At 46.5% G+C, this 13,197-nt stretch carries 10 protein-coding genes and 1 pseudogene; 4 read left to right on the top strand and 7 right to left on the bottom strand.

Features of this window, described 5'->3' with window-relative positions; translation table 11 throughout:
* Window positions 1–98: 98 nt before the first annotated feature.
* The gene (locus tag Q4G98_RS04780; RefSeq protein WP_298565770.1) at window positions 99–3,644 is read right to left on the bottom strand and encodes an autotransporter outer membrane beta-barrel domain-containing protein; all 3,546 of its coding nucleotides are present in this window, start codon (window positions 3,642–3,644) and stop codon (window positions 99–101) included.
* 414 nt (window positions 3,645–4,058) lie between these two features.
* On the opposite strand from Q4G98_RS04780, the gene Q4G98_RS04785 reads away from it, so the two are divergent.
* The 3 genes from Q4G98_RS04785 (at window position 4,059) to Q4G98_RS04795 (ending at window position 6,543) form a co-directional block, all read left to right on the top strand.
* A complete protein-coding gene (locus tag Q4G98_RS04785; protein ID WP_298565767.1) occupies window positions 4,059–5,159 on the top strand; it encodes a BMP family ABC transporter substrate-binding protein in 1,101 nt (366 codons plus the stop codon).
* Between the two features lie 36 nt (window positions 5,160–5,195).
* Window positions 5,196–5,798, top strand: a complete 603-nt coding sequence (locus tag Q4G98_RS04790; protein ID WP_177559837.1) for a hypothetical protein — start codon at window positions 5,196–5,198, stop codon at window positions 5,796–5,798.
* A gap of 199 nt (window positions 5,799–5,997) precedes the next feature.
* Complete coding sequence (locus Q4G98_RS04795) at window positions 5,998–6,543, top strand: NADH peroxidase (RefSeq protein WP_298565764.1); 546 nt, start codon at window positions 5,998–6,000, stop codon at window positions 6,541–6,543.
* Window positions 6,544–6,635: 92 nt separating this feature from the next.
* Here the strand turns inward: Q4G98_RS04795 and dinD are convergent, their stop codons facing one another.
* Window positions 6,636–7,484 (bottom strand): DNA damage-inducible protein D, encoded by an 849-nt coding sequence (gene dinD, locus Q4G98_RS04800; protein ID WP_298565761.1) that lies wholly within the window; start codon window positions 7,482–7,484, stop codon window positions 6,636–6,638.
* Window positions 7,485–7,693: 209 nt separating this feature from the next.
* Between dinD and Q4G98_RS12375 the strand changes: the two are divergent.
* Window positions 7,694–7,777: pseudogene (locus tag Q4G98_RS12375) on the top strand (NADH peroxidase); the annotation flags it as partial.
* A gap of 105 nt (window positions 7,778–7,882) precedes the next feature.
* Here the strand turns inward: Q4G98_RS12375 and Q4G98_RS04805 are convergent.
* From Q4G98_RS04805 to Q4G98_RS04825, 5 genes are all read right to left on the bottom strand, one after another.
* On the bottom strand, window positions 7,883–9,091 hold the full coding sequence (locus Q4G98_RS04805; protein WP_298565758.1) for a pilus assembly PilX N-terminal domain-containing protein: 1,209 nt from the start codon (window positions 9,089–9,091) through the stop codon (window positions 7,883–7,885).
* A 19-nt stretch (window positions 9,092–9,110) separates the two neighbouring features.
* Window positions 9,111–10,184: a prepilin-type N-terminal cleavage/methylation domain-containing protein gene (locus Q4G98_RS04810; RefSeq protein WP_301961863.1), complete on the bottom strand. Its 1,074-nt coding sequence runs from the start codon at window positions 10,182–10,184 to the stop codon at window positions 9,111–9,113.
* Between the two features lie 13 nt (window positions 10,185–10,197).
* Window positions 10,198–10,635 (bottom strand): hypothetical protein, encoded by a 438-nt coding sequence (locus tag Q4G98_RS04815; RefSeq protein WP_298565753.1) that lies wholly within the window; start codon window positions 10,633–10,635, stop codon window positions 10,198–10,200.
* Window positions 10,636–10,795: 160 nt separating this feature from the next.
* Window positions 10,796–11,884 carry a M48 family metallopeptidase gene (locus Q4G98_RS04820; RefSeq protein WP_298565751.1) on the bottom strand — a complete coding sequence of 363 codons (1,089 nt, stop codon included), beginning with the start codon at window positions 11,882–11,884 and terminating at the stop codon, window positions 10,796–10,798.
* 30 nt (window positions 11,885–11,914) lie between these two features.
* Window positions 11,915–13,066 carry a CaiB/BaiF CoA-transferase family protein gene (locus tag Q4G98_RS04825; RefSeq protein ID WP_301961864.1) on the bottom strand — a complete coding sequence of 384 codons (1,152 nt, stop codon included), beginning with the start codon at window positions 13,064–13,066 and terminating at the stop codon, window positions 11,915–11,917.
* Window positions 13,067–13,197 lie beyond the last annotated feature (131 nt).

Here is a 13,197-nt window from a genome sequence, read left to right on the forward strand (position 1 = left end):
ATCTTACTTTCTCAGCAAAACTGCCGGCCTGTCAAAACAGGCCGGCAGTTACTGCAAATATTCGTTATTTTGTCCAACTGCGCAGGCAAGACCCGTTTTTAGAAGGTCCAGCTGGCGCCTACATTCCACTGCCAGTCCTTTTTATAATCGCTGCTGGCACTGCGTTCCACATCCAGATAGAAATAGCTGTTTTTGCTGCCCTGGAAAGCAACGCCTGCGCCATATTCAAACCAGGTATCATTAAAATCATCGTCCAGTTTAGCGCGATTACCAAATTTATCGGTAAAGGTCACATCATAACTGCCGCTGAATTCATGCAGCAGATTAGCTTTCAGGTAGAAATTGGTTTTCTTGTCGATATCACGGCCGATATTGAAGCCAAGCCGGCCTACGACGCTGGAAATACCGCTTTGATCTACCTGTACCTGATTGGACAGATAGTTGCTGCCGCCCAAATAACCAACGGTCATCTGCGCCTGCGGCTCAACGTACCAGCCGTTTTGGCTCAGGCTGTTTTTACGGCCATATTCAGCGCTCAGCGAGATGCCGGTATTATCAAAATCACCGGTTATCCTTTTGCCATTGCTGTCAAAAACAGTGAAGTCGCTGTCCATATGGTTGAACTTCGCCACGACATCTACATAATGCCCCTTCTCGCCCAGCTGCGTCACATAAAAGCTGACTGCTTTATTTTTGTTGTCGCCGCTGCCGCTGTCATAGCTGCTGCTGCCGTCACTGTAACTCATCGACACGCCGCCGTAACGGGTATAATCGGCCGTCTTTTTCATGACCTGGTCATAACCCAGCTCATACATCGTGTATTTGTTTTCAAAGCCATATTTACCATCATGGCTGAGCTTACCGCCTTTCAGCCTCACCCAGACGCCCTGTGCATCCTCGCCCTGCTGGCGCAGATCGCCCATGCGTTCCATCAGCTTGTCATCGACGCGCCAGGTATGATAAGCCAGCGCGCCTGCCGCCATAGCGGTTTTGACCGTCGTCGTCGGGTTATTGCCCGGATTCAGCGTATTGACCGCTTTCAGATACCAGTCCGTATAACCAGTACTGCCGTTAGCCTGCGAACCAAGCTCATACCGCTCCCAATAAAGAGAACCTTCATGATCGTCAGCAGTAAAAACGCCGTTGCCGTTATTGACAGTAGCCAGTACGGTCCCCACGGCGGACTGCCCCAGCCCAATGTCGCTGTCGCGGCCGTTAATTTCCTGCAAAGACAGTACCTGATTACCGCTAAAGGTATCATTGACGATCAGTTTATCACTTTGATCAACGGCGGCACCGTCAATATCCATGATGATCGTACCGTTGCCGTTCAGGTTGTCAACTGTCAGCGTACTGAAGCTATTATTGTCCTGACGCATATCGATCACCGCGTCATTCGTCAGCGCCGTCAGTGAGGACGTCCCCGTCAGCTGCCACAGCGAACCGCTGCCCAGCGTCAGCCTGTTTTCCGCCCCCACGCCGTCGACCATCGTACTGCCGGTAAACAGTGAGCCTGTGCCGAAGGAAAAATCCGTGCTGCCTGCTGATGCCGCAATGATATCGCCGATCAGCCGCGAATTATCGGCCGCCGCCACCTCTATTTTACCGCCATCGCCCGCATAGATATTGCCGGTGATATCTATCTGCCCCTGCCCCGTGATACTTGAACCGCTTGTATAAGCGTGCAGCGCATAAGCATTGTGGGTTTCAGTCATCGTGATCCTGGCAGCGCCGTCAAAACTGATCTTACCGCCGTCATTGACCGCCAGGCCATGCGCTTCAGTGCCTTCGGTAGTTATGAGCACATTTTCCAGCTGGATACTGCTGCCGGCGCCGTCTGCACTGATACCGTTAGCACCGTTACCTGAAGTTTTCACCTCTGCCGTGCCCGTCAAAGCGATCGTACCGCCATTGGCACTGATGCCATGCGCCTTGTCCGCCTTCGTCGTTACCGAGATCAGGCTTGGCGTTGCCGTACTGATCTTACCACCGTTGCTGACACGCAGGCCATTGGCGCTGTCCCCCTTGGTATCAACCACTGCTGTACCAGCTAAAGCTATCGTGCCGCCATCGGCGTTGACACCATGCGCCTTGTCCGCCTCTGTCGTTACCGAGATCATACTTGGTTCTGTCGTGCTGATCGTACCGTTGCCGCTGGCATAAATACCGCTGGACTGCGCACCATAGGTACCAGCCTTGATCTGTCCGGCCAATTCCAGCGTCCCGCCTTCCTGTACATATAAGGCATGCGCTGTATCACCCTTTGTAACTACATCAGCTGTACCTGACAAGTTCACCTGTGCGGTAGTGCCACCCGCATAAACGCCATGCGCCGCAGCGCCTGCTGTCGTTACTGTCAGATCACCGCTTTGAACGATCTTGCCGCCGTTCTGGGCAAATAACCCGCTGGTTTCAGCGGCAGCAGTCGTTATATCCACCTTGCCACTGCCAGTGATCGTGCCACCAGCGGCATAAAAGCCATGCGATCGTGAACCTAACGTCTCGATCTGTGTATACGAACTGTCAGTCAATGTCACCTGTCCGCCATCGGCGGCCGCGATACCATGTGAATCCTGAGTGCCGGTAGTAGTTATTACCAAAGTACCGCCAATAGTAGTTTTACTGTCAGTACCATTAGTATAAACCCCGTGAGAGCCACTGCCGTCAGTTGTGATCTTAACATCAGACCCATACGCCAGCTTGACATCACCGCCAGCCCCAGCCATCACACCATGCGAGGACTGCCCTTTAGTCGTAATATCCAACTTACCGACACTGCTGACTATACCACTGTTAGCAGCAGAAATGCCGAAAACATCAGCACCAGTAGTTATAACATTGACCTCCGAACCATCCATAAAATATATTTCACCGTTGCCGGACGCCTCTATCCCATTACCATATTGGCCGCTGCTCTCGATATTCAAAAGACCTGACCCGTTAATGGCGCCGCCATTAACAGCAGAAAGCCCCTTTCCGCCATCGCCTGTAACATTAATATCCGTTTTTGACTTGGAACCCAGCTCGATTTTACCGGCATCAGCAGAAATAGCCGAACTCCAGGCATTACTGCCTTCCGCCGTTATTTTCAGATAACCATTACTGGTTACCTGACTGCCAGCAGCAGCATATACACCAGTAGTACCGCCGCTGGTAATGGTGATCGCCGTCTTGGAATCCTCACCTAAAACTACGTTACCATCTTGAGCAGCTATTGCATAAGCTGCACCCCAGCCTGTATAATCCATTACAATATTCAGCTCACCGTTATTCATCATCGTACCGTTTGAGGTAACATAAATGCCATGCGAGCCGTTGCCTTTAACGGTGATCGTAGTATCGGTGCCTTCTTTGACAGCAACCCTGCTCCCATTTTGGACAACGATACCGTGAGAATTAGATTCCCAGTTATCATTTTTACTGGTTATCTTGTTGCTGCCATCCAGCGTCAAATCGCCGTTATTGTTTACATTGACCGCAGGAGAACCAGTAGCAGAATATTCTAAATCGATATTCTGCTGGGTTTCTGTACTACCGTCTATATTTATCTGACTTGTCGTTGCAGCTAAAGCATAGGTTGAATGATTTCCCCATGCCGTTAGCGTGGCCATTATCGCAAGAGCAAGCATTTTCTTGTTCTTCATTTTTATTCCCCCTGTATATCAAGATATTGACGCAAGAGCATTATAACATACAGAAAGTGTAATTAAAATATAATTGAAATTTATCTTTAATTCGATAATTAATTTACTTATTGAATTATTTATTAATATTTTACTTTAATTTATTGAATTATATTTGTTGTCCGTGTATTTTTAACCTTTAACAAAACAGCTCCCCTTCTGCCTTTTCTGCTATTTATATCTTTCCACGATCACCCCGCAGCATTTTTTTAAACTCTCCAACGCTGAAAGCGTTTTTGCACTTTCGCCATTCCTAAAACATCAAGATTTCACATCTTTAGCCGCAAATTTTAATTAAATTTCACAAAATCTTGCTTTCTTGCCCGCCCGTTGTTACAATTAAAACAGCAATAATTTATCGAGGAGGTTGTTTGCATGAAGAAAATCCTGTCCATCGCTCTGATCGGTCTGCTGACCTGCGGCGCATTACTCGCCGGCTGCGGCAGCGACAAAAAGTCCGATCCCAAGGCAGCAGGTGACAAAACCAAAGTCGCTTTCGTTTACGTCAGCTCTGCCAAAGACGGCGGCTATTCCATGGCACACGAACTGGGCCGTCAGTATGTCGAAAAAAACATGCCCAACGTTCAGGCCAGTTACATCGAATCCGTTCCTGAGGGTGCCGATTCTGAACGCGTCATCACTCAGCTGGCTTCCCAGGGCAACAAAGTGATCTTTACCACCAGCTTTGGCTATATGGACCCGACGATCAACGTCGCCAAAAAATATCCCGACATTGCTTTCCTGCACTGCTCTGGTTTCAAAACGGCTCCCAACGTAGGCAACTACTTCGGCCGTATGTACGAAGCCCGTTACGTCACAGGCATCGTTGCCGGTAAGGAAACAAAATCCAATGTCATCGGCTATGTGGCTGCTTTCCCGATCCCGGAAGTCATCCGCGGCATCAACGCCTTCACTCTGGGCGCGCAAAGCGTCAATCCCGACGTGCAGGTCAAAGTCCTCTGGACCAATACCTGGTATAATCCTGCTACTGAAAAACAGGCGGCGATCACCCTGATCGATGCCGGGGCCGACGTTATTGCCCAGCATCAAAATACCCCCGGTCCGCAGCAGGCCGCTGAAGAACGTGGTAAATACGGTATTGGTTATAATGTCGATATGTCGGCCAATGCTCCCAAGGCATCTTTAACTGCCGCGATCTGGAACTGGGGCCCGTATTATGAAGAAACCATCAAACAGGTCCAAAACGGCACCTGGAAAGCCGGCGCTTACTGGGGTTCCATGAAAGATAAAGTCGTCGACATCGCTCCTTATGGTCCCGCTGTCAGCGACGCAACAAAAAAACTGGCCGATGCTGCCAAAGCAGATATCATTGCCGGTACACAAAAAGTTTTCACCGGTCCGCTCTATGATCAAAGCGGCGCCGAAAAAGTTCCCGCAGGTACAACTCTGACCGATAAGGAACTTTTGAGCATGGACTGGTTCGTCAAAGGCGTTGACGGTAAGATCCAGAACTGACTCAACTGAGTGTTTTAGTAAGGAAGGTGCAAAGAAATGAAAAAAACATTGATTTTAACTCTGGCTCTGGCTTTAGGTATCACTACGGTCTGCGCCGCCTCGCCGCTCAAAAACTATAACGCGGGCAAAGTAGCGCTTGATCTGGGTATCACCGCCCCCACCAGCAACACTTATGAAGGCCACAGCGTTGGCAGCAAAAAAACGTCTCCTTATGCCGGCGTCACCGTAGGTCTGGGCAGCAATATGGCGGTCAACTACAAGTGGAACCAATACAAAAACAGCGGCAGCAATAAAGTTGAAGCCCAGCAGCTCAACCTGATGTACAAAGTCCTGCCGGTACTTGACGTTTATGCAGGCTATGTCGACAGCGACATTAAACTGCACGGCGACAGCCGCAGCCGCAGCTCCGGACAGGTCGGCGTTCAGGGACGCGTAGAATTGCCGTTCCTCTGCACTCTGTGGGGCAGAGCCGGCGTGGGCAACAAGCTCAACAGCTATGAAATCGGTCTCAGCCGCAGTCTGGTATCCAACGTTGAACTGAACCTGTCCTACTATGACAACAAATTCAAATCTTCCGCTCCCGGCGGCAGCGACGTTAAAACCAAAGGCGTTAACGTGGGCGTAACTGTTAAATTCTGATTTAAACAGCCAATTTTCTTAAACAAAAATAAGACCGGAAATATTAACTATTTCCAGTCTTATTTTTTTGCAATACTAACGGAGAATTATTATTGACAACTGCTTGAAGCTGTGCTATTATAAACACATCGAAAACTTACCCTTATGTAAGTTCTGCTCACAAAAAATCAAAATTTTATAGCACTTGGAGGAATGAAGAATGAAAAAATTCGTATGTCAAATCTGTGGTTATGTTTATGAAGGCGAAGCAGCTCCTGAATATTGCCCGCAATGTAAAGCTCCCGCATCCAAATTCACCGAAATGAGCGGCGACCGCACCTGGGCTGCTGAACATATCGTAGGTATCGCCAGCGACGTTGCTGAAGACATCAAAATGGACCTGCGCGCTAACTTTAACGGCGAATGCACTGAAGTTGGTATGTACCTGGCCATGAGCCGCGTTGCTCATCGCGAAGGCTATCCTGAAATCGGCATTTACTGGGAAAAAGCAGCTTTTGAAGAAGCTGAACATGCAGCTAAATTCGCAGAACTGCTCGGCGAAGTCGTTACCGACTCCACTAAAAAGAACCTGGAAATGCGCGTAGAGGCTGAAAACGGTGCAACCGCAGGTAAATTTGACCTTGCCAGCCGTGCTAAAGCAGCAGGTCTGGACGCTATCCATGACACAGTTCATGAAATGGCAAGAGACGAAGCCCGCCATGGCAAAGCTTTCGAAGGCCTCCTGAAACGTTATTTCAACAAATAATCAGCACCTTACCCCTTATAATCATCATCCTTACCTCAACACTCAAACAAAGAACCCCTGTTTCCAACGGAAACAGGGGTTCTTTGTTTACTTTAATTATCTTTAAAACATTTATTTTTATCCGTTAATTTTTTCTCCTCAGCTTTAACCCGGCGCTCTAATTTTTTTATATCTTCTTCAGGGGGCAAATTTTCCGGTTTTATTCCACGTTCTCCAAGCATTTTCCTAACACTCTTATTATTTTGCACATGTTCATCAGTTATACTGCTTTCACCACGCAAATCTTTTTCTTCAACATTATAATTTGTCATTTCTGCCGCCAAATTCTTAGCAGCAATTGATAATGTAGGTAAAAAATCTGCTAATGGTCTATTACCTTTAATATTAAGCCTTTGTTTCATTTCTTGTGTAGAATATCCGCCAAAAAGTGCCATATCTCCATGAGATCTTATTCTACCAAAACCTTTTTCATCAACACCACGTTCATAAATATTTTGTGATAATTTCTTTTCTGACTCTTTTAAGCGATCCCTTGTTTCCATACGTTTATTCAAACTCAAGCGATCTTCAATAAGCTCCTGTTTCCTTGTCTGTAATGCAAAATAACTTTGAGCAAATGCAATTTCATCTTTTTTACTATCACCATTTTGTGCAATCAAATAACAGGCATATCTTGTCAGCATATAATCAGATACATTTCTAATACCAGATTTACCCAAAAAGGCTTCTTTATGAGTACTAATAAAATAATTTTCCACATCATAACCAGTGGTTTCACAAGCTATTATTGCTTTACTAATGACGTTTTCAAAACTACGCCAGTTATTATATCCCAACACAACCATTAACTCACGCGCCTGCCAATATTCAACACCATCAGCAGTAACTTTACTGATACTGTTGAATCTTTTTAACATTTCTGTTATAGTTTCCTTATTCATTACAAAGCCCCCAGGATTTATTTTTCTTATTTAGCGAGATTATATCCATTTTACTCTTTCTTTCTAGCGTATTCTTCTTTTTTTTATCATTTTGTGCACTTGACCAAAATGATAAAACTCTATATTACTTTTATCATTATTAACTTAACTAATATATAGCCTATGGTTATATTATAAACTAACGTTCGCAAAAGTCAAAATATTATTTTGACACCGTTCATGAAATGGCAAGAGACGAAGCCCGCCACGGCAAAGCTTTCGAAGGTCTCCTGAAACGCTATTTCAACAAATAATAAGCACCTTACCCCTTATAATCATCATCCTTACCTCAACACTCAAACAAATACCCCCTGTTTCCAACGGAAACAGGGGGTATTTGACATTTACTTATTCTTTTTTTATTTCATCCCTTTAGGAACTGTAAAACCGTCTGCTTTTAAAACAGCGTCATTATAATGAATAGTACCTTGTGTTTTAAAATTTCCTTTAACTTGAGCCTGCCCATAAAAAGCCTGTTTTGCAATTATCATATTTTTGTCAGATGATAAAAAGCCTTTATTTATAGAACCATTTATTTGCATTTCTCCGTTAGACATAAACATAATCAGTCCTGATGCAGCCTGATTTGCAAAAGTAAAATCAGCGGCAGCAAATATTCTCACATTCCCTGTAATCGGAGCATTTATTTCGATAGCTTTTGTAAAAATAAAAGTTACTGGTTTCCCTGAGCTTGGGCCTTTAATTGAACTAGCATTTAATAAAACTTTACTATTATCAACAAAAACTATCATGCCAGAAGATTTTTCAGCATTAATAGTTAACCATTCATTATTATAATCACTCATATCCCAAAAATAATTTTTCCCTGTTTCCAAAACACGTTCCCATATATTATTTTTCGGCATAGTATTCAAGTTTGCATAATTATCTTTTTGAAAAACACTATCAGGTATATGCGTTTTTAGGACATCAGGAAATTTACCTTGCGTATACCCATTAGCAAATTGTTTTCCACTGGAATCAAAAAATCCCGAGCCATATAAATTTCCATTTAAATCTCCAGCCTGACTATTAGTTATGTTAACAGTACCCCCAGCCTGAACCAGTCCCGGCAATTCCAACACTTCTTCACCGCCGCTGCCACCACCGCCTGAGCCACCCGTATCACTTAAAACATAAGTTTTGCGGATAACCTTGCGAACGCCTTGACATGAACCTACTGAGGTGATCTGATAGTCGATATTTTCTTCAGGCGTATAAGACGAATCTATATCAACATTATTTTCCATAATACCTACAGCATACCAGATGCCTTTCTGGTCTACTTTACTTCCATCTATGCTCAAATGTATAAAACTCATACTGTCACTGCCTTGAAGATATTTTTCTGGCGTAATCCAACTCCAGTCAGTATTTTTATTTTTCAAAGCAGCTACAGCCCGTTTATAACCAGCCTCGGCAGCATACCAGGCCTGCTGCTCCCGGTAGTCCGACGAAGCAGCCGTTTTTTCCATAGTCATCATCGGCAGCCAGGCAATGGCAATGACCATTAAAAACAACAGCATCACTATAGCAATAACGGTCACCGAACCGCGTTGATTGTTCATCTTGTCACCTCATATATAACTATTTTACTTTAACCCAGCCTTTAGACTGCATCTCACCTTTTACAGTTGCCCATGATTTATTGGCTATCATTATTTTTTCTCCTGTATACCAGCTTTTGGCATCCGTATCGTAAATATAATTAATGTTCCAATTATTTGTAGAAGTATCCTTTATTATTGTGCTACCATAAACAAAAATATTACTGGTCGTAGGTGTGCTTTTAATATCACAATAAGGCTGTATATAAAGATCCACTCCATTGATATTTTTCATTGGCCAGGTACCATCAAATTTTTCATTCACCAAATATTCCCTGATACTGTCATTGTGGGCAATTCTATATGATGGATGGGTTGAATAGTCTTTATACGCGATAAACTTCTTATATTCTGCCTGTTCTCCACTGGTTAAAGCAATCCCTGCCGCCATCTTTTCATCTATATTACGCAAGGTATAATAGCTTTTATACACTTTCATTTCCCAGCTGTCTTCCTCTTCATCTTTACTCGGTACAACTTTTGTGGTCAGCGTCTGCAGCTGTGGTTTTCCGTTCAATACATACTGTACCGGCAAGGTGATTTGATAAAGAACAACATTATCGCCGTTATTTAAGGTTACAGTTTCGGCAACAATCGGAAACTCACCGTTAAATTTGTCATCATAAGTAAATGCGCTGTTCTTTATATCCTGCGGGAATACTGTGACCTTAGTATCGCCATCAGTAATGTTTTTACGCGTTATTTCCAACTGCTTCTTGGTATCGTCTTTCCACTTAACAGTGATTTCATAAGCTTTGTTTTTACCTTTGCCCATTGCCATATGCCTGTCAAACATATCGCCCTTATAAAAAAAGGTTTCAGTAGCGGCAGTAGGCTTTTCCGGCTCAATACTGTCCCTCTCGGCATAGCGCAGGGTGGTTTTCAATTCGTTCATTACCAGACGCGCTTCTTCGTAAACAACTTCCTGCTTACTGCCGGTGTGCAGACTGACAACGCTGCCACCGAACAAATGCACCATAGCGCCCATGATCAGCGCCAAGACAGCCATTGCCACAACTAATTCAATTAAAGAAAATCCGGACTGCTTTCTCATTCCGCCGCTCCTTTTAATCATTTGTAAGAATATAAGTCTCCAGAGTCAACTGCTGTGGTCTGGGATCACTCCAGTTAACTGTCAATTTGACCGGATATAAATTATCATCACCAAGATAGCCGCCTGAGAGAGAATTGTTGCCTCCCTCGGCATGAATTTGATATTCTATGCCATCCTGATAAATTTTATTATTTTCAGCAGCATTTATCACGCCCACAATAGTTCTTATATTACTGCTGCTGTGCCCGTCAGCCGCTTTCAACAGCTCGATCTTTTCGGCCGCTATCTGCACAGCTTTTTCCTGTCTGTCAGCCGAGACCATGACGCCGATGCCATAGGTATATAAAGCTGCCAGAGCCGCCAGCCCGATCGCCACCACCAGGACCCCGATCATGGCGTCGACCAGCAAAAAACCCTGTTTATTTTTACGGAACTGTTGGATACCCTTCATAGTTACAGCCGTCCTTTACGCATAAATTTCCATATTTATTATACCACATATTTACTATGCTTTATAAATAATAACTGTCGTATATTTCGAAAATACTTACAAAATATGTATAAAAAATTACCGCTCCTTATTTTAATAAGAAGCGGTAACAGGCTGACTGCTATTTCTTTTTGTCTTTATTTTTGGACGGCACGGCCGTATCGCTGGCATTGGCGACCGGCACCCACTGGCGCAGCAGCTCGGTACAGGCCGCTGCATAGCTGCCGGCACTGCCGAAACCGCCCGCATAGGCATCCTGATTATAGACCGTCAGGATCTCGATATCATCATAGTAGATCGTGGCGCTGCCGCCATTATCATAGACAATAAAACGATATGGGTCGATATGCCCTTTATCACGCTGCCGCACGCAGTATAACCCACCCGCCAGCATATAGGCACGGTATTCGGGCCGGTCGTTGCCAATGGTCTGGGTGATATTAAAGCTCCAGTCACCTTCATGCACCTGCGCCGTCTTATCCTCGTTCAGGGTGATCTCAGGCTGGATCTTCAGCGCCTTGATCTGTTTCATAACGCGCTTCAGCCGTTCTTCCGGCTCAGGATGGCTGGAAAAAATACCGTAACCGGGATTGCCCTGTTCCTTAGCCAGATCTTCCAGCTTGTTGATCGTCAGCACTACGCTATAGGGATTATAGCCAGCAGCAACGCACAGCTCAAAGCCGCCCTTATCGGCGCCGCGTTCATCAGTACGGCTGTACCCGGCTGACAGGGCCTGCGTAGCCAGTCCGGCCAGACCCAGATCGCCTTTGGTGACGATGGCAAAGGCCAGCGTCGTCAAAAGCTGCTTTTCTATCTGATGCACGGTGTGTTTCTTCACCACGTGTGTGATCTCGTGCCCTAAAACGCCGGCCAGCTCCGCATCGGAAGGCATATAATCGATCAAGCCCTTAAAAACGTACACAAAACCACCGGGACAGGCCATGGCATTGACCTCGTCACTATTCAGCACTTTAAAGCTGTAATCCAGATCCTGACGTTCGCTGACCTTGACCAGGCTCTGACCGATCCGGTTGACGCGTTCCTGCATGGCATAATCCTGCACGACGCCGTATTTGGCTTCCAGCTGCATCGCCGTTTCACGGCCCATTTCGATTTCCTGCTGCTTGCTGATCAGCCCTGCTTCTGCCGGCGGCGTGACGCCGAGGCTGCAGCAGAATACAAAGACCACTGCTAAAATAAACCGTTTCATCTTTTCACATCCCTCGTTTTAACGTAAACGTCAAATCGCGCCTGTCTCCTGCAGCCGCATGATCTCTGCCTCTGAATAACCCAGCTCTGCCAGGACTTCAGCCGTGTGCTCGCCCAACAGCGGCGCCCGTCGCTCGATGCTGCCCGGCATCTCGGACAGCCGGATCGCCGGCTGGACATACTGCAGCGTGCCGATATCCTCCTGCCTTTGCGTCAGCATAGCCGATTGCTGTGTCAGCTCACTGCTTAAAGCTTCTTCCAGCGAACAGACCGGCGTGACACAGAATTCCTCAGCGCCGATCAACGCCAGCCAGTCGGCCTGCGTTTTGGTTTGGAACACTGCTGCCAGCCGCTCCTGCAGTTCACCGCCATGCTCAAAATCATACTGCCGCGCGATCAGGTCTTCGCAGCCCAGAAGCCCGCACAGCCGCCGCCAAAATTTAGGCTCGATCGTGCCTACGCTCAGGTAACGTCCATCCTGCGTCCGGTAAATATTGTAATAATGCGCCGTACGCCCGAAGGGCTGACAGCCGGTAGCCTTACAGCCCCACAAACTGCTGATGCCCGTCGTCTGCAGGCTTAAAGACGTGTTGTACAAATTGATGTCGACAGCCTGCCCGGTGCCTGTCCGTTCACGTGCCAGCAGCGCCAGCAGAATACCGCTGACGGCGTTCAGGCTGCTGCCTAAAGCCGACACCTGCACCTCGGATACACAGGCACTGCCGACATCGTCCAGCGAATTCAGCCCCGCCAGTCCGATCACGTTCAGGTCGTGGGCCGGCTTATGGCGGTACGCGCCGTTTTGCCCAAAGCCGGTGATCGAACAATAGACCAGCCGCGGATTGATCGCTTTGACCGCCGCACAGTCCAAACCATAACGCTCCAGATATCCCGGCCGAAAACCTTCCAGAAAGACGTCCGCTTCCGCCAGCAGCTGCTGCAGTAGCTTGCGCCCGCCCTCGGTCCTGATATCGGCAGTAATGCCGCGTTTATTACGGTTGAGCGCCAAATGCCAATAGCTCATCCCCGGCAGAGCTGCCGGAAAAAAGCCGCGGGTTGCGTCGCCTGCCGGTGTCTCCACCTTGATCACATCAGCGCCGAAATCGCCCAGCACCATGCCGCAGTACTGTCCCGGCAACCATTTGGAAAAATCTATCACCCTGATACCGGCCAAAGCCTTCATACTTCTGACCTCCAATATTTTTACTGTAAGCTATGCCCTTAAATATACTTTATAATATTCTACATTTTTTACTGTTTCCCTTTAATTTATTCGCTGTGAAATGCTATAATAAGATACAGAAGTTATCTAAA

This window comes from uncultured Phascolarctobacterium sp. (assembly GCF_958349595.1).
In the GTDB taxonomy this organism is placed as follows: domain Bacteria; phylum Bacillota; class Negativicutes; order Acidaminococcales; family Acidaminococcaceae; genus Phascolarctobacterium.

Excerpts from the sequence above, each read along its gene's own strand:
- Q4G98_RS04780 (WP_298565770.1), bottom strand. The coding sequence starts at position 3,644 with ATGAAGAACAAGAAAATGCTTGCTCTTGCGATAATGGCCACGCTAACG.
- Q4G98_RS04785 (WP_298565767.1), top strand. The coding sequence starts at position 4,059 with ATGAAGAAAATCCTGTCCATCGCTCTGATCGGTCTGCTGACCTGCGGC.
- Q4G98_RS04790 (WP_177559837.1), top strand. The coding sequence starts at position 5,196 with ATGAAAAAAACATTGATTTTAACTCTGGCTCTGGCTTTAGGTATCACT.
- Q4G98_RS04795 (WP_298565764.1), top strand. The coding sequence starts at position 5,998 with ATGAAAAAATTCGTATGTCAAATCTGTGGTTATGTTTATGAAGGCGAA.
- dinD (WP_298565761.1), bottom strand. The coding sequence starts at position 7,484 with ATGAATAAGGAAACTATAACAGAAATGTTAAAAAGATTCAACAGTATC.
- Q4G98_RS04805 (WP_298565758.1), bottom strand. The coding sequence starts at position 9,091 with ATGAACAATCAACGCGGTTCGGTGACCGTTATTGCTATAGTGATGCTG.
- Q4G98_RS04810 (WP_301961863.1), bottom strand. The coding sequence starts at position 10,184 with ATGAGAAAGCAGTCCGGATTTTCTTTAATTGAATTAGTTGTGGCAATG.
- Q4G98_RS04815 (WP_298565753.1), bottom strand. The coding sequence starts at position 10,635 with ATGAAGGGTATCCAACAGTTCCGTAAAAATAAACAGGGTTTTTTGCTG.
- Q4G98_RS04820 (WP_298565751.1), bottom strand. The coding sequence starts at position 11,884 with ATGAAACGGTTTATTTTAGCAGTGGTCTTTGTATTCTGCTGCAGCCTC.
- Q4G98_RS04825 (WP_301961864.1), bottom strand. The coding sequence starts at position 13,066 with ATGAAGGCTTTGGCCGGTATCAGGGTGATAGATTTTTCCAAATGGTTG.